The sequence below is a fragment of the Streptomyces sp. NPDC001204 genome (assembly GCF_053598035.1).
This window is the reverse complement of sequence record NZ_JBSFJL010000003.1, coordinates 349,440-368,213: the sequence shown is the minus strand read 5'-3', so window position 1 is coordinate 368,213 and position 18,774 is coordinate 349,440. Positions and strand designations below refer to the sequence as shown.

Genomic DNA, 18,774 nt, shown 5'->3' with positions numbered 1-18,774 from the left:
ACGCCGCCGTCGAGGGCGGCCGCCACCACATTGCGGCCGTGGGACATCAGGGCCCTTGAACCCGACCCCGGTACGGGACCCGGCCCGGCCCCGGCGCCCGGTCCGGCCACCGGCTGACGAGCTGCTCCGGCCTGTGCGTGACGCTCGGCGCACCGGTCCGCGCCGTGGCACCGCGGCGGCGGCCCCCGGTGGGCACCGGAGGTCGGCCTGCGGGGCGCCCCCGGCGCAACCCGGCGAGGGGCTCCTCCGAAGCCGGAAACCCGTCCCGGCCGGGGCGACGACGCTCGGTGAAACGGCCACCGGCCCACCCGATGAAGCGGGTGGGCCGGTGGCCGTGGTGGGTCAGGCCGTGAGGGCCTGCCGGGGGCTGTGGCGGGGGGACGTGAGGGTCGGGGTGCGGTGGGCCGGGTCTGTGACCTCACCGACCAGGAGCTCCAGTACGTCCTCCAGGGCGACCAGGCCCAGCACCCGGCCGGTGGTGTCGGCCACCTGGGCCAGGTGGGTGGCGGCCCGGCGCATCACCGTCAGGGCGTCGTCGAGCGGCAGATCGGCCCGCAGCGTGGTCATCGGCCGCCAGGCCCGCTGCGGCACCGCCCCGTCGAGGTCCTCCAGGTCGTCGAGCACGTCCTTGACGTGCAGATACCCCAGGAAGGCACCGTTGCCCGCGGCGACCGGGAAGCGCGAGTAGCCCGTCCGGGCGGTGAGCGCGACGATCTCGGCCGAGGTGACAGAGGGGCCGACCGTGACCAGCCCCTCGGGCGGGAGCAGGACGTCGGTCACCGGGCGGGAGCCCAGCTCCAGGGCGTCCTCCAGACGCTCCTGCTCCTCGGGGTCCAGCAGCCCCGCCTGACGGGAGTCCTCCACCAGCCGGCCCAGCTGCACGCTGGTGAAGGCGGCCTCGACCTCGTCCTTGGGCTCGACGCGGAAGAGCCGCAGGACACCCTTGGCGCAGGCGCCGAGCGCCACCGTGATCGGCCGGCACAGCCGGGCGAAGGCGACCAGACCGGGGCCGAGCCACAGCGCGGCCTTCTCCGGCGCGGCCATCGCGAGGTTCTTCGGCACCATCTCGCCGATGACGAGGTGGAAGAAGACCACGGCCGCCAGCGCGATGACGTAGCCGAGCGGGTGGACCATGCCGCTGGGCATGTGGAGCCATGCGAACACCGGCTCCAGCAGCCGGGCCACCGTCGGCTCGGCGACGGCGCCCAGGGTCAGCGAGCAGACGGTGATGCCGAACTGGGCGGCGGCCATCATCTGCGGCAGCCGCTCCAGGCCGTGCAGCACCTGGCGGGCCCGGGCCGTGCCGAGCGGTTCGATCTGGCTGCGGCGGACGGAGACGAGGGCGAACTCGGCGCCGACGAAGAAGCCGTTGGCGAGGACCAGCAGCGCGGCGAAAAGCAGTTGGATCACGCTCATCGGGCGGCCTCCGCCACGGCCGGGACCGGGTCCGCCGCAGTGGCGGTGCGGACCAGCCGCACCCGCTCCGCGCGGTAGTGCCCGACCTGGCGCACGGCCAGCCGCCAGCCGGGCAGCTCGGCGCTGTCGCCGGGGGCCGGGATACGGCCGAGCAGGTCGGCGACCAGACCGGCGACGGTCTCGTACGGGCCCTCGGGCGCGTCCAGGCCGATCCGCCGGAGCAGGTCGACCCGGCAGCCGCCGTCGACGTCCCAGGCGGGACTCCCGTCCTCGGGCGGGGCCGGCGCGAGTTCCGGCACGTTTGTGGCGTCGTGCTCGTCGCGGACCTCGCCGACGAGTTCCTCGACGATGTCCTCCAGGGTGACGACGCCCGCGGTGCCGCCGTACTCGTCGACGACGACCGCGATCGGCTGCTCGTTGCGCAGCTGGGCGAGCAGCGGCTGCACCGGCAGGGTCTCGGGGACCAGCAGCGCCGGGCGGGCGATGCGGCCCACCGGCGTGCGCAGCCACTCGTCGGACGGCACCGCGAGGGCGTCCTTGAGGTGGACCATGCCGACGACCTCGTCGATCTTCTCGTGGTACACGGGGAAGCGGGACAGGCCGGTGGCACGGGTGAGGTTCACCACGTCCTCGGCGGTCGCCGTGGACTGCAGCGCGCTGACCTTCACCCGCGGCGTCATGACGTGCTGTGCGGTCAGGTCGCCCAGGGACAGGGTGCGCACGAAGAGGTCCGCGGTGTCCTGTTCGAGGGCGCCGGCCCGGGCCGAGTGGCGGGCCAGCGAGACCAGCTCGCCGGGGGTGCGGGCGGAGGCCAGCTCCTCCGTGGGTTCGACGCCCAGAGCGCGCACCAGCCGGTTGGCGACCGTGTTGAGCGCCGCGATCACCGGGTGGAACAAGCGCGAGAAGAGATGCTGCGGGCCGGCCACGAAACGCGCCACCTGAAGGGGCCGGGAGACCGCCCAGTTCTTGGGTACGAGTTCGCCGATCACCATCTGGACCGCCGAGGCCAGCAACATGCCGACGACGACGGCGACCCCGGAGACGGCTCCGCCGGGGACACCGGCCGCCGCGAACGGGCCGCGAAGCAGCCCGGCCAGCGCCGGTTCGGCGAGCATGCCGACGACCAGGGAGGTGATGGTGATGCCGAGCTGGGTGCCGGAGAGCTGGAAGGACAGCTCCTTGAGGGACTCGACGACCCTGAGGGCCCGTCTGTCGCCCTCCTCGGCGGCCCTCTCGGCGTCCGGGCGCTCGACCGTGACCAGGCCGAACTCGGCCGCGACGAAGAAGCCGTTGGCGAGAATGAGCAGAAGCGCCGCTCCGAGGAGCAGCAGGGGGATGGTCATGATGCCGCCGCCTCGGCATATACGCGGAACAGGTCCGCGCTATGTCGGCAGGGGGCGGCGCAGGTACTGCAGGACGATCCGTCCATCGCCGGAGGGAGTCACTCCTCGGGTAGCAGGAGCCCCTGGCACCGGTCGTGGAACCCAGGGGCGGAGGCGCAGCGAAAACGCGTCCGTAACCAGATTAATCAAGACACCGGCAGATGCGGCAGGGCGGACGGCACCGAGTCAGTCCCGAGGTTCGTCCGGGGACCGCTCGGAGCCCGGGACGGAACGGGCTTCGACGAGCGCGCGCAGGGCGCGCGCATCGGCGATGGCCTGCTGTTTCGCAATGCCCGGCTGGATGCCCAGCGCGGCCAGGCTGGTGCCGTCGCTGAGGTTCAGAAACACCCACGGATCACCCGGGCGCAGATTGACCTGTACTATCTCGGCCCACTCCAGACGGCGCCGGCCGGCGATGTTGACGACGGTGACACCCGAGTCGTCGGCGACCACCTTCGGGCGGGCGAGCAGGACCAGAACCCCGGCCAGGAGCGCGCCGGTGAAGGCGAAACTCACCCGTTCGCCGGGGCTGAGCTGCTCCAGCAGCAGCCCCACGGTCGTGATCACCACGAATATGGCCGCTCCGGCGGTGAGCAGGACGGCCCGGGTGCGGCCCGGCCGGAAGGTGACGGGAAGTGCGGGTAGGTCGGACATCTCTGTGTGCCTCCTCGTCCCTCAGAGACGGCAGGCGTGGATGGCCGTGGTGAGGATGGCCCGGGCGCCGAGCTGGTACAGATCGTCCATGATCCGCTGCGCATCCTTGGCGGGGACCATGGCGCGCACGGCGACCCAGCCCTCGTTGTGCAGCGGGGAGACGGTCGGGGACTCCAGGCCCGGGGTGAGCGCGACGGCCTTCTCCAGCTGCTCGACCCGGCAGTCGTAGTCCATCATCACGTACGTCCGGGCCACGAGGACGCCCTGGAGGCGGCGCAGGAACTGCTGCACCTTGGGCTCCTCGACGTCGGCGCCGGTGCGGCGGACGACGATCGCCTCGGACTTCATGATCGACTCGCCGACGATCTCCAGTCCGGCGTTGCGCAGGGAGGTGCCGGTCTCGACGACGTCGGCGATGGCCTCGGCCACACCGAGTTCGATGGCGGTCTCGACGGCGCCGTCCAGGTGGACGACGGAGGCGTCGATGCCGCTGTCGGCCAGGTGCTTGCTGACGATGCCCTCGTAGGACGTGGCGACCGTCTTGCCGTTCAGGTCCTCGACACCGCCGATCGTGCCGGGCTTGGCCGCGTAGTGGAAGGTGGAGCGGGCGAAGCCCAGCGGCAGGATCTCCTCGGCGCCCGCGCCGGAGTCGATGAGCAGGTCGCGGCCGGTGATGCCGATGTCCAGGCGGCCGGTGGAGACGTAGATCGCGATGTCGCGGGGGCGGAGGTAGAAGAACTCGACCTCGTTGACCGGGTCGACGATCCGCAGCTCCTTGGACTCCCGCCGCTGCCGGTAGCCGGCCTCATGCAGCATGTCCGCCGCAGGGCCGGAGAGTGAACCCTTGTTGGGGACGGCGATGCGCAGCATGAGGTCGGCTTCCTTCGTTCGTCTTGTACGACAGTGTGTGCGGTTGCTGATACTCGGAGTGCTCAGAGGTGGGCGTAGACGTCGTCCAGGGAGATGCCGCGGGCGACCATCATCACCTGGACGTGGTACAGCAGCTGCGAGATCTCCTCGGCGGCCGCCTCCTTGCCCTCGTACTCGGCGGCCATCCAGACCTCGGCGGCCTCCTCGACGACCTTCTTGCCGATGGCATGGACACCCTTGCCGACCAGCTCGGCGGTGCGGGAGGTGGCGGGGTCGCCGTTGGCGGCCTTGTGCTGGAGCTCGGTGAAGAGCTCCTCGAACGTCTTCTTGGACATGGTGTTGCCAACCCTACGCGCTCCGGGCGGCTGCTCACCGCCAGGGTTCGGATACCGAGCGGAGCGTGGCGGCGGTCGCGACCGCCGCGGTGACCGCCTCGTGGCCCTTGTCCTCGCTGGATCCCTCCAGGCCGGCCCGGTCCAAGGCCTGCTCCTCGGTGTCGCAGGTGAGCACGCCGAAGCCGACGGGAACGCCGGTCTCGACCGACACCTGGGTCAGGCCGTTGGCGACGCCCTGGCACACATAGTCGAAGTGTGGGGTGCCGCCCCGGATGACGACGCCGAGGGCGACGACCGCGTCGTAACCGCGCCCGGCCAGGACCTTCGCCACCACCGGAAGCTCGAAGCTGCCCGGCACCCGGAGCAGGGTCGGCTCGTCGATCCCCAGCTCGTGCAGGGCGCGCAGGGCCCCGTCCACCAGTCCGTCCATCACCTTCTCGTGCCACTGCGCCGCGACGACGGCGACCCTGAGGTCCCCGACGTTCCGGACGGACAGTTCCGGTGCACCCTTGCCGCTCACGTGTCTCCTCGAGTCTTTTCGCTTACTGGTTGCCGCAGGTGGACACGGCGGTGGTGTCCAGCCAGGGCAGGTCGTGCCCCATCCGGTCCCGCTTGGTGCGCAGGTAGCGGAGGTTGTGCTCGCCGGCCTGGACGGGCATCGGCTCCCGTCCGGTGACCCTCAGGCCGTGGCGGAGCAGGGCGTCGGTCTTGTCGGGGTTGTTGGTCAGCAGACGCACGCTGCTGACCCCGAGGTCCTGAAGGATCCGCGCGCCGGCGCCGTAGTCACGGGCGTCGGCGGGCAGTCCGAGTTCGAGGTTGGCGTCGAGGGTGTCCCGGCCGCGCTCCTGGAGCTCGTAGGCGCGCAGCTTGGACATCAGGCCGATGCCGCGCCCCTCGTGGCCGCGCAGGTAGACCACCACTCCCCGGCCCTCCTTCTGGATGCGCTCCAGGGAGGTGTCCAGCTGGGGGCCGCAGTCGCAGCGCTGGGAACCGAAGACGTCTCCGGTGAGGCACTCGGAGTGGACGCGGACCAGCACGTCCTCGCCGCCGCCGATCTCGCCGTGCACCAGGGCCACGTGCTCGACGCCGTCGGCGGTGGAGCGGTAGCCGTACGCGGTGAAGACGCCGTGCGCGGTGGGCAGGCGGACTTCGGCCTCGCGGAGGACCGCGGGCTGGGACGGCCGTTCCCCCTGCTCGGGCTGGGCCGGGAGCTCGGACGGGCGCCGGTGCGCGACCAGGTCCTCGATGGAGATGATCGTCAGGCCGTGCTTGCGGGCGAAGACGATCAGTTCGGGCAGCCGGAGCATCCGGCCGTCCTCACCGGCGATCTCGACGATCGCGCCGGCCGGGCGCAGCCCCGCGAGCCGGGCGAGGTCGACGGCCGCCTCGGTGTGGCCGGGGCGGACGAGTACCCCGCCGGGACGGGCGCGCAGCGGGAAGACGTGGCCGGGCCGGACGAGGTCGGTGGGCTCCGCGGTGCCGCTCGCCAGCAGCTGGAGGGTGGTGGCGCGGTCGGAGGCGGAGATGCCGGTGGTGACGCCGTGGGCGGCACCGGCGTCGACGGAGACCGTGAAGGCGGTCTTCATCGACTCGGTGTTCTCCTCGACCATCTGCGGCAGCTTCAGCCGGTCCAGCTCCTCGCCCTCCATGGGCGCGCAGATCAGGCCGCGGCACTCGCTCATCATGAAGGCGACGATCTCGGGGGTCGCCTTCTCGGCGGCGATCACGAGGTCGCCCTCGTTCTCGCGGTCCTCGTCGTCGACGACCACGACCGGGCGGCCGGCCGCGATGTCCGCGACGGCCCGCTCGACCGGGTCGAGTGTGAAGTCCTCGACGTTGTCGGTGCCGTAGAGGACGGTTGCCGCGGTCATGCGGGCGCTCCTTCCAGGACGGGCCGCGCGTCCGTGCGGGTGCGCAGCCACCAGTCGCGCATGCCCCACAGGACCAGTGCGCCGTAGACGATGTAGACGAAGCCGGAGAAGGCGAAGCCGTTGGCGAAGTTGAGCGGTACGCCGACGACGTCGACGAGCAGCCAGGCGAACCAGAACTCGACCATGCCGCGCGCCTGCGCGTACATGGCGACGACGGTGCCGACGAAGATGTAGGCGTCGGGCCAGGGGTCCCAGGACAGCGACGGGTAGGCATGGAACAGTCCGGCGACGGCGACCGTGCCGACCGCGGCGGCGCCGAGCAGCACGGCACGCTCGCGCCAGGTGGCGAACCGTACGGCGATGTGGCCGTCCGCCGCCCGGCCCTTGCCGCGGTTCCACTGCCACCAGCCGAAGACGGCGACCACCATGACGACGATCTGCTTGCCGGCGCTGCCCGAGAGATGGGCGGTGGCGAACGCGGCGAACAGGATCAGGCCGGACAGGAACTGGACGGGCCAGCTCCAGATGGAGCGCCGCCAGCCGAACGCGAGGCCGAGCAGGCCGATGATGTTGCCCGTCATGTCGGACCACTTGATGTGCTGTCCGAGGAGGGTGAACGCCTCGGAGTTGAGCCAGTTCACCGTCCGGCTCCCCGCGCACGGTCGCCGAGCAGCCGCTCGACGTACTTGGCGACGACGTCCACCTCGAGGTTGACCGGGTCGCCGGGCTGCTTCAGGCCGAGGGTCGTCAGCGCCAGGGTGGTGGGGATGAGGCTGACGGTGAGGTGTTCGTCGCCGGCCTCGACCACGGTGAGGCTGATGCCGTCGACGGTGATGGAGCCCTTCTCGACGACGTAACGCGCGAGGTCCGGCGGCAGCGAGATCTTCACGATCTCCCAGTGCTCGGAGGGGGTACGGTCCAGGATCGTGCCGGTGCCGTCGACGTGCCCCTGCACGATGTGGCCGCCGAGGCGGGCGCCCACGGCGGTGGGGCGTTCGAGGTTGACGCGCGAGCCGGTGGTGAGGACGCCGAGGCTGGAGCGCTTGAGGGTCTCCGCCATGACGTCCGCGGTGAACTCGTCGCCCTCGTGCTCGACGACGGTGAGACAGACCCCGTTCACGGCGATGGAGTCGCCGTGCCGTGCGCCCTCGGTCACGACGGGGCCGCGGAGCCGGAAGCGGGCGGCGTCGCCGAGGTCCTCCACGGCGGTGACTTCGCCCAGCTCTTCGACGATTCCGGTGAACACTTCCCGGGTCCTCCTGCCTCTTCGGGCACGGACTCCGGGGGCTGCCGACGTCGACAGACTGCACGAACGAGGACACTCGGAGGACGACGCCGGACGGGACCCGCCCGTGGAGGGCGAGCCCAGAGACGGCGGCGCACACGGGTGCTCGCTCGCCGCGCACTGCCTCCCATCCGGACTTTAACCGTCGGTCCAGGAATTCCACCTGGTCAACCGGCCGCTGGAAGCGACCGGGTCGCGGACTATAACCGCCGGTTCGGACTTTCACCGACCCCGGAGTGCGCTGCTACTGGTACAGAGCCAGTGTGCCACGCCCGATCGGCGCGACTACCGACGAAGCGTGTGGGGTGGCTCACAGAACGTACCGCCCGCCGTGCCGTGCGCGGGCGTGGAGGTCCGGCGGCGGGCAAGGGCCGTCGTCACCGCCGCCGGACCGGTCTGCACGGAAGTCAGACACTAAGAGGACTAGACCATGCAGGTCAACAGGTGCGTGGGACATGCAAGTTCCGCCGCGCCGGGCCGAACGTACGGCGCGAGCCGTGGAGTTCGTACAGCACTGCACCGAATTCCGTACGCGCCGCTCCGAATTCCGAACGGCGCCGGGCCGACTCCCGTGCGCGCCGAGCGGGACTCCTTGCGGCGCCGGGCCGACTCCCGTGCACCGCCGGACCGCACTCCCTGCGGCACCCGACCGACTCCCCTGCACCGCCGGACCGCACTCCCTGCGGCACCCGACCGACTCCCCTGCACCGCCGGACCGCACTCCCTGCGGCACCCGACCGACTCCCGTGCACCGCCGGACGGACTCCCTGCGGTGTCAGCGCTCCGGCGGGGCGAACAAGTCGTCCTGGGCGCGGTCGCGGGCGGTCGCGAGCGCGCCGCGCAGCACCGCCCGGCCGCCGAGCGTGCCCGCCCTCACCTCGGTGCGCAGCGGGGACATCCGCGCCACGCGCTCCGCCACACGCGCGGCGAGCACCTCACCGCCCGCCTGTCCGATCTCGCCCGCGAGGACCACGCACCCGGGATCGAGGACGGCCACCACCGAGGCGACCCCGAGGGCGACGCGGTCGGCCAGGGCATCGAGGAAGCGCGAGGCCGCGGCGGAGTCCTCGGCGGCGGAGACAGCCGCCCCCGCGGTTGCCCGTACCGCCGCCCGTACCAGTTCCGCGGCGACCGGCTCCGAACCCGTCCCCTCCGGCCCGGCTCCCTCCGACCCGGTCCGCTCCGCCGACAGCCCGTACCGCGCGGCCAGTTCCGTCACCGCCGTCGCGCCGGCCAGTGAGTGGAAGCCGTCCGCGCAGTCCGTCGCCGAAGGGAGGCCGTCGGTGCCCGGAACGGGCAGGAAGCCGATCTCGCCGGTGCCTCCGGAGGCACCGCGGCGCAGGGTTCCGTCCAGGACGACGGCCGCGCCCGTGCCGTGGCCGAGCCACAGCAGGACGAACGTGTCCCGGCCCCGGGCGGCCCCGTCGCGCTGCTCGGCCAGCGCCGCGAGGTTGGTCTCGTTCTCGACGGTGACCCGGGCCCGCGGCAGCCGCTCCTGCAACGCCGCCACCAGCCTGCGATGCCATTCGGGCAGTCCCGTGGAGTCGCGGAGTTCGCCGGTGACCGGGTCGATCAGCCCCGGCGCGCCGATGCCGACCGTGTGCAGCCGCTCCGCTCCCGCCTCCTTGACCACCCGCTCCACCAGACCGACCGCCTGCTCCAGCGCGGGCCCGGTGCCCGTGTCCCCGCCGATCGGCACGGACTCCGCGGCCAGTTCCCGGCCCAGCAGATCGGCGACGATCACGGACACGCTCTCGGTGCGGACGTCGAGGGCGGCCAGGTGGGCGCGGTCGGCGACGATGCCGTACAGCCGCGCGTTCGGCCCGCGCCGCTGCTCGCCGGACTCACCGACCACGGTGATCAGGCCGGAGGCCGTCAGCCGCTCGACGAGGTCGGCGACGGTGGGCCGGGACAGACCGGTGAGCTGCTTCAACTTCCCTGCCGTCAGTGGTCCTTGCTGCTGAAGCAGCCGCAGGGCGAGCCGGTCGTTGATGGCCCGGGCGGTGCTCGGGGATGCGGGCATGCCGGGAATCCTCCCAGATCTGCGGGCTGCTGCCGTCCGCGATATGCGCTATCTATCAGGCAGGTTCCCTGATAGTTTACGTCGGCGCGACGGCGCGAGGGGCAACGGCGGTCAGCCCGGGAGGGGCCGGACAATGAGTGCAGTGGTCTACGAACAGCGCGAGGTGCGGCGCGCCCGGTACGCCGTGGCGGCCGTCTTCGCCGTACACGGCGCCGTCACCGGCTCGTTCGCGACCCGCGTGCCGTGGATCCAGGACCACGCCGGGGTCAGCCCCGGGCAGCTGGGGCTCGCGCTGGCCTTCCCGGCCCTCGGCGCGTCCCTCGCGATGCCGCTCGCGGGCGGCATCAGCCACCGCTTCGGCGCCCGCAACGCGCTGCGCGGCCTGATCGCCCTGTGGACGCTCGCCCTCGTCCTGCCCTCCCTCGCGCCGAACCTCCTGACCCTCTGCCTCAGCCTCTTCGTCTACGGCGCCACGGCGGGCATGGCGGACGTCGCCATGAACGCCCTCGGGGTGGAGGTCGAGAACCGGCTCGACCGTTCGATCATGTCCGGCCTGCACGGCATGTGGAGCGCGGGAGCCCTGGTCGGCTCGGCGGCCGGCACGGTCGCCGCGCACCTCGGCTCGGACGCGCGGCTGCACCACCTGCTGGCCGCCGCCGTGCTCACCGTGCTGGGCGTGGCCGCCTGCACCTGGGTGCTGGACCTCCAGCCCGCCCAGGACGAGGAGCCGCCGCCGCGGTTCGCGCTGCCGCCGAAGTCGGCGCTGCTGATCGGCGCGATCGGGTTCTGCGCGGTGTTCGCGGAGGGCGCGAGCCTGGACTGGTCGGCGGTCTACCTGCGGCACCAGCTGGAGACCTCGGCCGGCCTCGCGGCGGCCTGCACCACCGGCTTCACCCTCACCATGGCGATCGCGCGGATCGCGGGCGACCGGGTGGTGGACCGGTTCGGCGCCGTGCGCACGGTGCGGGCGAGCGGCGTGCTGGCGGTCCTGGGCGGCCTGCTCGTCGTCGCCGGGGGCCATCCGGCGGTGGCGATGACCGGGTTCGCGCTGACGGGCCTCGGTATCGCGGTCGTCGTACCGCTGTGCTTCGCCGCGGCCGGCCGCAGCGGCCCGAACCCCAGCCAGGCCATCGCCGGTGTCGCGACCATCACATACACCTCCGGACTGGTCGCCCCGAGCGCGATCGGCGGGCTGGCCCAGGCGACCAGCCTGGTGGTGTCCTTCGGCCTGGTGACCCTGCTGGCGTGCGGTCTGGTCGTCTTCGCGGGGGTGCTCAGGGCGGGTGACCGGGACCGGACGAAGGTCGGTCCCGCGAGCACCGCGGTTCCCGACCCGCGGCCCTGAGCGGCGCCTGATCGGCCCCTGAGCAGGGGTGGGTGGGCACGGGACCTCCGGGCACCCCCGACAATGGTGCGGACAGGCTCCACGTACAGAGAAAGCGAAATCCCACCATGGACCTCGGCGTGCGCTGGAAGCTGCACGGTGACGGGCGCACGCCCGCACCCGGAGCAGTGGTCCGGCCCGACGAACGGCTCTCGTGGCCCCGCACGGCAGGACTCGGCGCCCAGCACGTCGTGGCCATGTTCGGCGCCTCCTTCGTAGCCCCCGTGCTCATGGGTCTCGACCCCAACCTCGCGATCATGATGTCGGGCGTCGCGACCGTGATCTTCCTGCTCGCCACCCGCGGCCGGGTGCCCAGCTACCTGGGCTGCTCGCTCTCCTTCGTGGGCGTCGCCGCGGTCATCCGGGCGCAGGGCGGCACCAGCGCCACCGTGACCGGCGCGGTCTTCGTCGTCGGTGTCGCGCTGTTCCTGGTCGGCCTCGCCGTGCAGCGCTTCGGGGCGCGGATCATCCACGCCGCGATGCCGCCGATCGTCACCGGCGCGGTCGTCATGCTGATCGGCTTCAACCTCGCTCCGGTGACCGCCTCCACCTACTGGCCGCAGGACCAGTGGACGGCCCTGCTCGTGATGCTGTTCACCGGGCTGGCCGTCGTGTGCCTGCGCGGTTTCTGGTCCCGGATCGCGATCTTCCTCGGCCTGGTCTTCGGCTACGCCGTCTCCTGGGTCTTCGACCAGGTCTTCGGCAGGATCCACTCCGTGGACGCGAGCGGCAAGCTCGCCGACCACTGGCGCCTGGACCTCTCGGGCGTGGGCAAGGCCGACTGGATCGGGCTGCCGTCCTTCCACGGGCCCAGCTTCCAGTGGTCGGCGATCCTGGTGGCGCTGCCCGTCGTCATCGCGCTGGTCGCGGAGAACGCGGGGCATGTGAAGGCGGTCGGCGAGATGACCGGCGACCCGCTGGACGACAAGCTCGGCACCGCGATCTCGGCCGACGGTGTGGCCTCCATGCTGTCGACCGCGGTGGGCGGCCCGCCGAACACCACCTACTCCGAGAACATCGGCGTGATGGCCGCGACCCGCGTCTACTCGACGGCCGCGTACTGGGCCGCCGCGGGCTTCGCGCTGCTGTTCGGCCTCTGCCCCAAGTTCGGCGCCATCGTGGCCGCGATCCCGGGCGGTGTCCTCGGCGGCATCACCGTCATCCTGTACGGCATGATCGGCCTGCTCGGCGCGCAGATCTGGATCAACGCCAAGGTCGACCTGCGCAACCCGCTGAACCTGGTGCCGGCCGCGGCGGGCATCATCATCGGCGTCGGCAACGTCAGCCTGAAGTTCAGCGACACCTTCTCCCTCAGCGGCATCGCGCTCGGCACCCTGGTCGTCATCACCGGCTACCACGCGCTGCGCGCGTTCGCGCCCGCCCACCTCAAGAAGCAGGAGCCGCTGCTGGACGAGGGCACGTCGTCGTACGGCGGGGAGGCTCAGGGCACCGGGCCCGCCTCGTAGGTCCCCCTCCGCCCGGCCTGCCCCACAGGCCCCTCCGCCCCGCCTGCCCCACAGGCCCCCTCCGCCCCGTTCGCCGGCGGGCGCGTTCCCCCGTTCCGGGGAAGCGCCGGGCCCGTCGGCGCCCGGGGCGTCCCGGGCCTGGGACGCTGCCCCCATGGGGCAATCGGCACAACTCACCCATGGCCCGGACACAGTGGACGCGCTGGCCGGCAGGATGCGCCACCTGGCCGCCGGGCTGCCCGAGCGCGACGGGGTCGCGGTCTTCCAGCGTGTGTACCTCGCCGCCGCCGAGGCGGCCGGACGATGGCCCGCGACCACGCTGGACGCGCCGTTCGCCGGGCGGTACCTCGCCGCCGTGGACGCTGCCGCCGAAGGACGGCGGCCGCCCGCCTGCTGGCGGCCTCTGTTCCAGTTCCGGCGGCACCCCGGGGTGCGGCCGGCGCAGTTCGCGCTGGCGGGCGTCCACGCGCACATCGGTCACGACCTGGCCCTCGCCGTGGTGGATGCCTGCCGGGCTGCGCGGTGCGAACCGGCCGAGCTGGAGGGCGAGTTCGACCGCCTGGGCGACTTCCTCCTGTCGTTGGAGGAGCGTGTCCGCGAGGACCTGGTGCCCGGTCCCGAACTGCTCCACATCACCGATCCGCTCACCCACCTGCTCGGCTCGTGGGACCTGGAGCGGGCCCGGGAGGCGAGCTGGTCGGCCGCGCGGACGCTGTGGGCACTGCGCCGACTGCCCGACGTGGCCGAGGAGTTCGGCCGGCGGCTGGACGCCGCGGTCGGCTTCGACTGCCGCATGATGCTCACGCCGCTGCCGGACTGATCCGGACATCCGCCCCGCACCTTCCCGGAACTCCCCCGTGATCACTGTACGTTGGCCGTGGAACACGGACGATCACGAAGGAGCGCACCGTCATGGCGACCCGTCTGGGAATCGGTCTTCCGCAGAACCGGCAGTACGACCACGGCAGGGACGTGCCCGACGTGGCACGCGCCGTGGAGCGCATCGGCTACGACAGCGTCTGGGTGTACGAGCGGGCCCTGTTCCCGGAGCCCGCCACGCAGGGCCTGTACGGCATCGAGGGCATGCCCTGGCCCGACTCGTACCGGCACGTGGCCGACCCGCTGGTCACGCTCACCCTGGCCGCGGCGGCCACCGAGCGGGTCCAGCTGGGCAGCAGCGTGCTGGTCGCGCCGCTGCACGTGCCGTTCCAGCTCGCCAGGTCCCTCGCCTCCCTGGACGCGGCCAGCGGCGGCCGGGTGCTCGCCGGCTTCGGCACGGGCTGGTCCCTGGACGAGTACGCGGCGGCGGGCATCCGGCCGATCAAGGAGCGCGGCCGGGTGCTGGACGAGGTGATCGACGTCTGCCGGGCCGTGTGGGGGCCCGACCCGGTGCGCTACGACGGCCGTATCACGAAGATCGAGTCGGCCGTGGTGGGCCCCAAGCCGGCCCGGCCGATCCCGATCCTGCTGGCCGCGAGCACCCGCAAGGCCCGGGAGCGGCTCGTCGAGCACGCCGACGGCTGGCTGCCGGTGGCCATGGGCGCCGAGCAGGTCGCGAGCCAGTGGGACGCGGTGCGGGACCTGGCCGCCGAGCGTGGCCGGCAGCAGCCGATCCGGACGGTGCTGCGGGTGAACGCGGCGTACTCGGCCAAGGCGTACGAGGGCGCCGGCCGCCGGCCCTTCCAGGGCGACGCCGGCCAGATCGTCGAGGACCTCCTCGCGTACGCGGCGATCGGCCTGGAGGAGATCCTGATCGACGTGCAGGGCCGGCTGCGGGACGCCGAGGAACTCAAGGACGTCGCCGCGGAGGTGTTCGAGAAGGCGCGGGCGGCCGGGGTGTGACCGCCCTGGGCTCCGGTCAGTCCTCCGGGAGTTCGACCGGAGCGATCTCGTCGTAGACGTCGCCGGGGCCGGGGTTGGCCGGGTCGGTGCCGCCGCCTAGGTGGTGCATGACGCCCCAGACCGCGTTCAGCGCGGTCTGCACGGCGCCCTCGGCCCACCCGGCCGTCCAGGAGATGTCGTCGCCGGCGAGGAAGACGCCCCGCTTGTCCTCGGGCAGCCGGTCCTGCATGAAGTGGGTGAACAGGCGCCGCTGGTAGCGGTAGTGGCCGGGCAGGTTGGCCTTGAACGCGCCCATGAAGTAGGGCTCGTTCTCCCAGGAGACGGTCGCCGGGCTGCCGATGATGTGCTTGCGGATGTCGACGTTCGGATAGATCTCCGACAGCGACTTCAGCATGACCTCCATCCGCTCGTTCGCGGACAGCGGCAGCCACTTCAGGCTGTCGTCGCACCAGGTGTACGAGAGGCAGATGACGGCGGGCCTGTCCGGGCCGTCGTCGAGCAGGTAGGTGCCGCGGGTCATGCGGTCGGTGAGCGTCATCGACATCACGTCCCGGCCGGTCGGCTCGCCCTTGTCGTCGACGGCCCTGTCCCGCCAGAACGGCCGGTCGACGGGCACGAAGAGCTTGCTGGACTCCATGTAGTGGGTGCGCTCGATCGCGGTCCAGTGGTCGATCGGGAAGAGCGCGTCGTCGCACCGGACCTTGGACAGCAGCATCCAGGACTGGGCGGTGAAGACGGCCGCCTTGTAGGTGCGGATGTCGCCGTTCGCGTCCGTCACCGTGATCCGGTTGTTCGCGGTGCGGTGCAGCCGGGTCACGGCGGGGCGCGGTTCGCCGTCCATGTGCAGGGACTTCAGCGACGTGCCGTAGGGCCAGTGCAGGATCTTCTCCGGCTCGCGCTCCCAGAGCCTGAGCGGCAGTTGCTGCGAGCCGCCCACGATGCCGCGGTGGTGGTCGTCGGCCTCGGTGTAGACGACGCGCAGGATCTCCAGGATGGAGTTGGGGAAGTCGGTGTCCCAGCCTCCGGTGCCGAAGCCGACCTGGCCGAAGATCTCGCGGTGCCGGAAGGACTTGAAGGCCTCGGACTCGCACAGGAAGCCGTAGAAGGTCTGGTTGTCGAGCTTCTCGACCAGCCGGGACCAGATCTCGCGGATGCGCGGCACGTCGCGCTCGCGCAGGGCGCGGTTCATGTCGGAGAAGTCGGCGCCCTCCTCCAGGCACCTGTTCCAGGCCTCCGCCACGTCCCGGTAGACCTGTGGCAGGTCGTCGATGGTCTCGGCGTAGTGCGACTCGCCCTTGAGGTCGACGACGGTCGACGGGGTCGCCTCGGCCAGGGGGTTGGGGAACGGACGGGTCTCGAGGCCCACCAGGTCGATGTAGTGCTGGAGGGCGGTGGAGGACGGCGGGAAGCGCATGGCGCCCATCTCGGCGGTCAGCGACTCGTCGCAGCCCTCGAAGCCGACGGTGCGCAGCCGGCCGCCGATCCGGTCGGCCTCGTAGACGACGGGCTTGAGGCCCATCTTCATCAGCTCGTAGGCGGCGATGATGCCGGACAGTCCGCCGCCGATGATCGCGACCTCGGTGCCGTGCTCGGTCGCGGGGACCTGGCCGAGGCCCGCCGGGTGGGCAAGGAAGTCGTCGTACGCGTACGGGAAGTCCGGGCCGAACATGGTGATCGGCGGCTGCTGCTCGTCGGCGTGCTCGACGGCGTTGGGCACCGTGGACGTCATGGGGTGCGGACTCCTTGCGCGAAAGAACCGGGGGTGGGGAGAGAGGGAAGGTCCGGGGGTCAGACGAGGGACCCGTAGAGGCCGGGGCGGCGGCCTTCCAGATACGGGTTGGCCTCGCGGGAGGCGGCGAGGGCGGCGGGGTCGGCGTCCGCGAGGACCAGTTCCTCGGACCGGCCGGCGCGGGTGCGGGCCACCCCGTCGGGGCCGGCCAGGGTGGAGAGCCCGACGAACTCGAACTCGCCTTCCGCACCGACCCGGTTGACGTAGGCGACGTACATCTGGTTCTCGAAGGCGCGCACCGGGACCAGGGACTCGGCGACGAACTGGAACGGGTGCATGAGCGCCGTCGGGACGACGAGGAGGTCGGTGCCGGCCAGCGCGTGGGCGCGCACGTTCTCCGGGAACTCCACGTCGTAGCAGATGATCAGACCGACGGTCAGTCCGTTCAGCTCCGCCTGGACGACCGGCTGCTCGCCCGGCGTGAACTGGTCGTGCTCGAAGTCGCCGAACAGATGGGTCTTGCGGTAGTTGGCGAGGCGGGTGCCGTCTGCGGAGATCAGCTGCACGGAGTTGTAGACCGTCTCGCCGTCCCGCTCCGGGTAGCCGTAGGCGACGGCCAGCCCGTGCCGGCGGGCCAGCTCCGCGACCGCGTCCGCCCGGTCGCCGTCGGCGGGCTCGGCCAGGCGGCCGATGTCGTCGCCGATCGCGTACCCGGTCAGGAACAGCTCCGACGTCGCCAGCAGCCCGGCTCCCGCGGCGGCGGCCCGGCCGGCGGCGTCGTCGAGGACCTTGAGGTTCTCGACGACGGAGCCGGGATGGCCGGAGCTCTGGAGCAGGGCGGTGCGCATGGGTGTTCCTCACCGGTACGGGGGGGTTCGGGGGTCGGTTAGACCGTACGTTCGGCCGTCTCGGGCGGACAAGCCGGAGCCGTTGCGCGCCGGTGAGCGAATCGTTGCGTACAACCGGGGATGGGCGGCGATTCGTTGCGCCGCCGCGGGAGACGGGGTCTCAGCACAGGTCCGCAGCCGCCCCGCGGGCTCCGCGGCGGCTGCGGGCCGACCGCCCGGGCGCTCGCTACGCGCCGGGCCGGCCCCGGTGGCCCCCTGGCACGCGGAAGGCGGTCACCACCGCCGCGTGGTCCGAGGGCCAGTCGTTGCCGGCGACCTCCGGCCAGGGACGCGGGGTGCCCCTGACGTACGTCCAGGAGTCGAGGACCCGCAGCCCCCGGTGCAGCACGTAGTCGATGCGGTCCTGCGGCTCGGGCCGCCCGCTGCCGTCCTCGTGCACCGGGTGGATCGGTGACCAGGTGTGCCCGGGGTCGGCGGCCGGGTCCGGACGCGCCTCGCGGTAGGAGTCGCGCAGGCCCGCCTCCTCGGCCGCCATCGTCACCGGCCAGGCGACGTCTCGCCGGTCCAGGTGGGAGGGACAGTTGAAGTCGCCGACCAGGACGACCGGTACGGAGGGGTCGCCCTCCTCGTCGATCCGGCGCAGGGCTTCCCGCATCTGCGCAAGCCGCACCTCCTCGTGGGTGATCAGCAGGTCCGCCGCGAGCCCGTCGTAGGCCGACTCGTACGGGCCGTAGGGCGTGTAGTGCAGGTGGGCCGTCCAGACGTCGACCTCGCGGCCCGGCGCGAGCCCGATACGGACCCCGGCGGCGCCGTAGAAGCCGACGTCCGGGTCGCCGAGGCGCGCGGTGATCGGGTGGCGGCTGATGACGCCGAGGTTCTCGCCCGCCCGGTGGTGGTACCAGCCGAGTTCCCCGGCGAGCTCCTGAGCCGCGGTGCCCCCGGTCTCCTGCAGGCCCACGACGTCCGCACCGCACTCCAGGATCGCCTCGACCTGCTTGGCCCGGTGGTCGTCGACCTTGCTCCCGCCGAGCCAGAGGTTCCAGCTCATCACCCGCAGTTCGCCGCTCACCATGGCGGACAGTTCCCCGGAGGTGACCCCGGTCAGGCTCTCGCGCAGCCTGCGTCCGGGTGCCGCGTCGATGGGGGCGAGCGACGGCACGGCGAGCACCGCGCACCCGGCCGCCTCGGCGGAGCTGACGCCGGTCTGCGTGTCCTCGACGGCCACGCAGGCGGCGGGGTCGACACCCAGGGCGCGGCAGGCGGCGAGGTAGGGGTCGGGGGCGGGCTTGGTGCGGTCGGTGTCGTCGGCGGTGACGGAGACCGTCAGGCGCCCGGGGCCGAGGACGTCGAGCACGATGTCGGCGACGGCGCGGGGCGACGCGGTCACCAGGGCGGTGGGTACGCCCTCCCGGGCGAGGGCGTCGAGCAGGTCGAGGGCGCCGGGGCGGGGCACGGTGCCGGTACGGACACGGCCGGTGAACTCCCGGTGCAGTTCCCGGGCCACGTCCGCGGCCGGTGCGCCGGAGGTCGCGGCCAGCCAGCCCGCCGTGTGCTCGACGGGGCGGCCGAGCACCTCGGGCTGGTCCGCCTCGGTCAGGGGTCTGCCGGCGACGTGTTCCACCGCCTCCCACCACAGCCGCTCGGTGTCGACGAGCGTGCCGTCCATGTC

Annotated in this window: 17 protein-coding genes and 1 riboswitch; of the genes, 4 read left to right on the top strand and 13 right to left on the bottom strand. The window is 72.5% G+C overall.

Going from position 1 to position 18,774, the window contains the following annotated elements; all coding sequences use genetic code 11:
- Positions 1–342 precede the first annotated feature (342 nt).
- The 10 genes from ACWC91_RS07150 to ACWC91_RS07105 form a co-directional block, all read right to left on the bottom strand.
- A complete protein-coding gene (locus ACWC91_RS07150) occupies positions 343–1,416 on the bottom strand; it encodes a hemolysin family protein (RefSeq protein ID WP_225076287.1) in 1,074 nt (357 codons plus the stop codon).
- Positions 1,413–2,759: a hemolysin family protein gene (locus tag ACWC91_RS07145; protein WP_450641964.1), complete on the bottom strand. Its 1,347-nt coding sequence runs from the start codon at positions 2,757–2,759 to the stop codon at positions 1,413–1,415. The genes ACWC91_RS07150 and ACWC91_RS07145 overlap by 4 nt, the downstream gene beginning before the upstream one ends.
- A gap of 225 nt (positions 2,760–2,984) precedes the next feature.
- Positions 2,985–3,452: a PH domain-containing protein gene (locus ACWC91_RS07140; protein ID WP_225076285.1), complete on the bottom strand. Its 468-nt coding sequence runs from the start codon at positions 3,450–3,452 to the stop codon at positions 2,985–2,987.
- A gap of 21 nt (positions 3,453–3,473) precedes the next feature.
- Entirely contained in the window at positions 3,474–4,322 is an 849-nt protein-coding gene (gene hisG, locus ACWC91_RS07135; protein WP_225076284.1) for an ATP phosphoribosyltransferase, read from the bottom strand.
- A 62-nt stretch (positions 4,323–4,384) separates the two neighbouring features.
- Positions 4,385–4,657, bottom strand: a complete 273-nt coding sequence (locus tag ACWC91_RS07130) for a phosphoribosyl-ATP diphosphatase (RefSeq protein WP_031486114.1) — start codon at positions 4,655–4,657, stop codon at positions 4,385–4,387.
- Positions 4,658–4,691: 34 nt separating this feature from the next.
- Complete coding sequence (gene ribH / locus ACWC91_RS07125) at positions 4,692–5,177, bottom strand: 6,7-dimethyl-8-ribityllumazine synthase (RefSeq protein WP_225076283.1); 486 nt, start codon at positions 5,175–5,177, stop codon at positions 4,692–4,694.
- Positions 5,178–5,199: 22 nt separating this feature from the next.
- Positions 5,200–6,528, bottom strand: a complete 1,329-nt coding sequence (locus ACWC91_RS07120) for a bifunctional 3,4-dihydroxy-2-butanone-4-phosphate synthase/GTP cyclohydrolase II (RefSeq protein WP_225076282.1) — start codon at positions 6,526–6,528, stop codon at positions 5,200–5,202.
- On the bottom strand, positions 6,525–7,169 hold the full coding sequence (locus tag ACWC91_RS07115; protein ID WP_141362851.1) for a nicotinamide mononucleotide transporter family protein: 645 nt from the start codon (positions 7,167–7,169) through the stop codon (positions 6,525–6,527). The genes ACWC91_RS07120 and ACWC91_RS07115 overlap by 4 nt, the downstream gene beginning before the upstream one ends.
- Positions 7,166–7,774: a riboflavin synthase gene (locus tag ACWC91_RS07110; protein ID WP_225076281.1), complete on the bottom strand. Its 609-nt coding sequence runs from the start codon at positions 7,772–7,774 to the stop codon at positions 7,166–7,168. The genes ACWC91_RS07115 and ACWC91_RS07110 overlap by 4 nt, the downstream gene beginning before the upstream one ends.
- 152 nt (positions 7,775–7,926) lie before the next feature.
- Positions 7,927–8,057: riboswitch (FMN riboswitch) on the bottom strand.
- Between the two features lie 531 nt (positions 8,058–8,588).
- A complete protein-coding gene (locus ACWC91_RS07105; protein ID WP_281156472.1) occupies positions 8,589–9,836 on the bottom strand; it encodes an ROK family transcriptional regulator in 1,248 nt (415 codons plus the stop codon).
- Between the two features lie 133 nt (positions 9,837–9,969).
- Here ACWC91_RS07105 and ACWC91_RS07100 point away from each other — a divergent pair, with 133 nt between their 5' ends.
- The 4 genes from ACWC91_RS07100 (at position 9,970) to ACWC91_RS07085 (ending at position 14,528) form a co-directional block, all read left to right on the top strand.
- On the top strand, positions 9,970–11,181 hold the full coding sequence (locus ACWC91_RS07100; protein ID WP_450641960.1) for an MFS transporter: 1,212 nt from the start codon (positions 9,970–9,972) through the stop codon (positions 11,179–11,181).
- A gap of 107 nt (positions 11,182–11,288) precedes the next feature.
- Complete coding sequence (locus ACWC91_RS07095; RefSeq protein ID WP_281156470.1) at positions 11,289–12,686, top strand: uracil-xanthine permease family protein; 1,398 nt, start codon at positions 11,289–11,291, stop codon at positions 12,684–12,686.
- A 154-nt stretch (positions 12,687–12,840) separates the two neighbouring features.
- Positions 12,841–13,506, top strand: coding sequence for a DUF5995 family protein (locus tag ACWC91_RS07090; protein WP_225076277.1), 666 nt, complete (start codon positions 12,841–12,843; stop codon positions 13,504–13,506).
- Between the two features lie 92 nt (positions 13,507–13,598).
- Positions 13,599–14,528 (top strand): LLM class F420-dependent oxidoreductase, encoded by a 930-nt coding sequence (locus ACWC91_RS07085; protein WP_225076276.1) that lies wholly within the window; start codon positions 13,599–13,601, stop codon positions 14,526–14,528.
- A 16-nt stretch (positions 14,529–14,544) separates the two neighbouring features.
- On the opposite strand, the gene ACWC91_RS07080 is transcribed toward ACWC91_RS07085, so the two are convergent.
- From ACWC91_RS07080 to ACWC91_RS07070, 3 genes are all read right to left on the bottom strand, one after another.
- Positions 14,545–16,257 (bottom strand): flavin monoamine oxidase family protein, encoded by a 1,713-nt coding sequence (locus ACWC91_RS07080; RefSeq protein ID WP_450641957.1) that lies wholly within the window; start codon positions 16,255–16,257, stop codon positions 14,545–14,547.
- Positions 16,258–16,316: 59 nt separating this feature from the next.
- Positions 16,317–17,105, bottom strand: a complete 789-nt coding sequence (locus ACWC91_RS07075) for a carbon-nitrogen hydrolase family protein (RefSeq protein WP_225076274.1) — start codon at positions 17,103–17,105, stop codon at positions 16,317–16,319.
- Positions 17,106–17,331: 226 nt separating this feature from the next.
- Positions 17,332–18,771, bottom strand: coding sequence for an HAD-IA family hydrolase (locus ACWC91_RS07070; protein WP_450641973.1), 1,440 nt, complete (start codon positions 18,769–18,771; stop codon positions 17,332–17,334).
- Between the last annotated feature and the right edge of the window lie 3 nt (positions 18,772–18,774).

Bases quoted from the DNA above. Each gene is read 5' to 3' on its own strand.
- ACWC91_RS07150 (WP_225076287.1), bottom strand. From the start codon at position 1,416: ATGAGCGTGATCCAACTGCTTTTCGCCGCGCTGCTGGTCCTCGCCAAC.
- ACWC91_RS07145 (WP_450641964.1), bottom strand. From the start codon at position 2,759: ATGACCATCCCCCTGCTGCTCCTCGGAGCGGCGCTTCTGCTCATTCTC.
- ACWC91_RS07140 (WP_225076285.1), bottom strand. From the start codon at position 3,452: ATGTCCGACCTACCCGCACTTCCCGTCACCTTCCGGCCGGGCCGCACC.
- hisG (WP_225076284.1), bottom strand. From the start codon at position 4,322: ATGCTGCGCATCGCCGTCCCCAACAAGGGTTCACTCTCCGGCCCTGCG.
- ACWC91_RS07130 (WP_031486114.1), bottom strand. From the start codon at position 4,657: ATGTCCAAGAAGACGTTCGAGGAGCTCTTCACCGAGCTCCAGCACAAG.
- ACWC91_RS07120 (WP_225076282.1), bottom strand. From the start codon at position 6,528: ATGACCGCGGCAACCGTCCTCTACGGCACCGACAACGTCGAGGACTTC.
- ACWC91_RS07105 (WP_281156472.1), bottom strand. From the start codon at position 9,836: ATGCCCGCATCCCCGAGCACCGCCCGGGCCATCAACGACCGGCTCGCC.
- ACWC91_RS07100 (WP_450641960.1), top strand. From the start codon at position 9,970: ATGAGTGCAGTGGTCTACGAACAGCGCGAGGTGCGGCGCGCCCGGTAC.
- ACWC91_RS07095 (WP_281156470.1), top strand. From the start codon at position 11,289: ATGGACCTCGGCGTGCGCTGGAAGCTGCACGGTGACGGGCGCACGCCC.
- ACWC91_RS07090 (WP_225076277.1), top strand. From the start codon at position 12,841: ATGGGGCAATCGGCACAACTCACCCATGGCCCGGACACAGTGGACGCG.
- ACWC91_RS07085 (WP_225076276.1), top strand. From the start codon at position 13,599: ATGGCGACCCGTCTGGGAATCGGTCTTCCGCAGAACCGGCAGTACGAC.
- ACWC91_RS07080 (WP_450641957.1), bottom strand. From the start codon at position 16,257: ATGACGTCCACGGTGCCCAACGCCGTCGAGCACGCCGACGAGCAGCAG.
- ACWC91_RS07075 (WP_225076274.1), bottom strand. From the start codon at position 17,105: ATGCGCACCGCCCTGCTCCAGAGCTCCGGCCATCCCGGCTCCGTCGTC.
- ACWC91_RS07070 (WP_450641973.1), bottom strand. From the start codon at position 18,771: ATGGACGGCACGCTCGTCGACACCGAGCGGCTGTGGTGGGAGGCGGTG.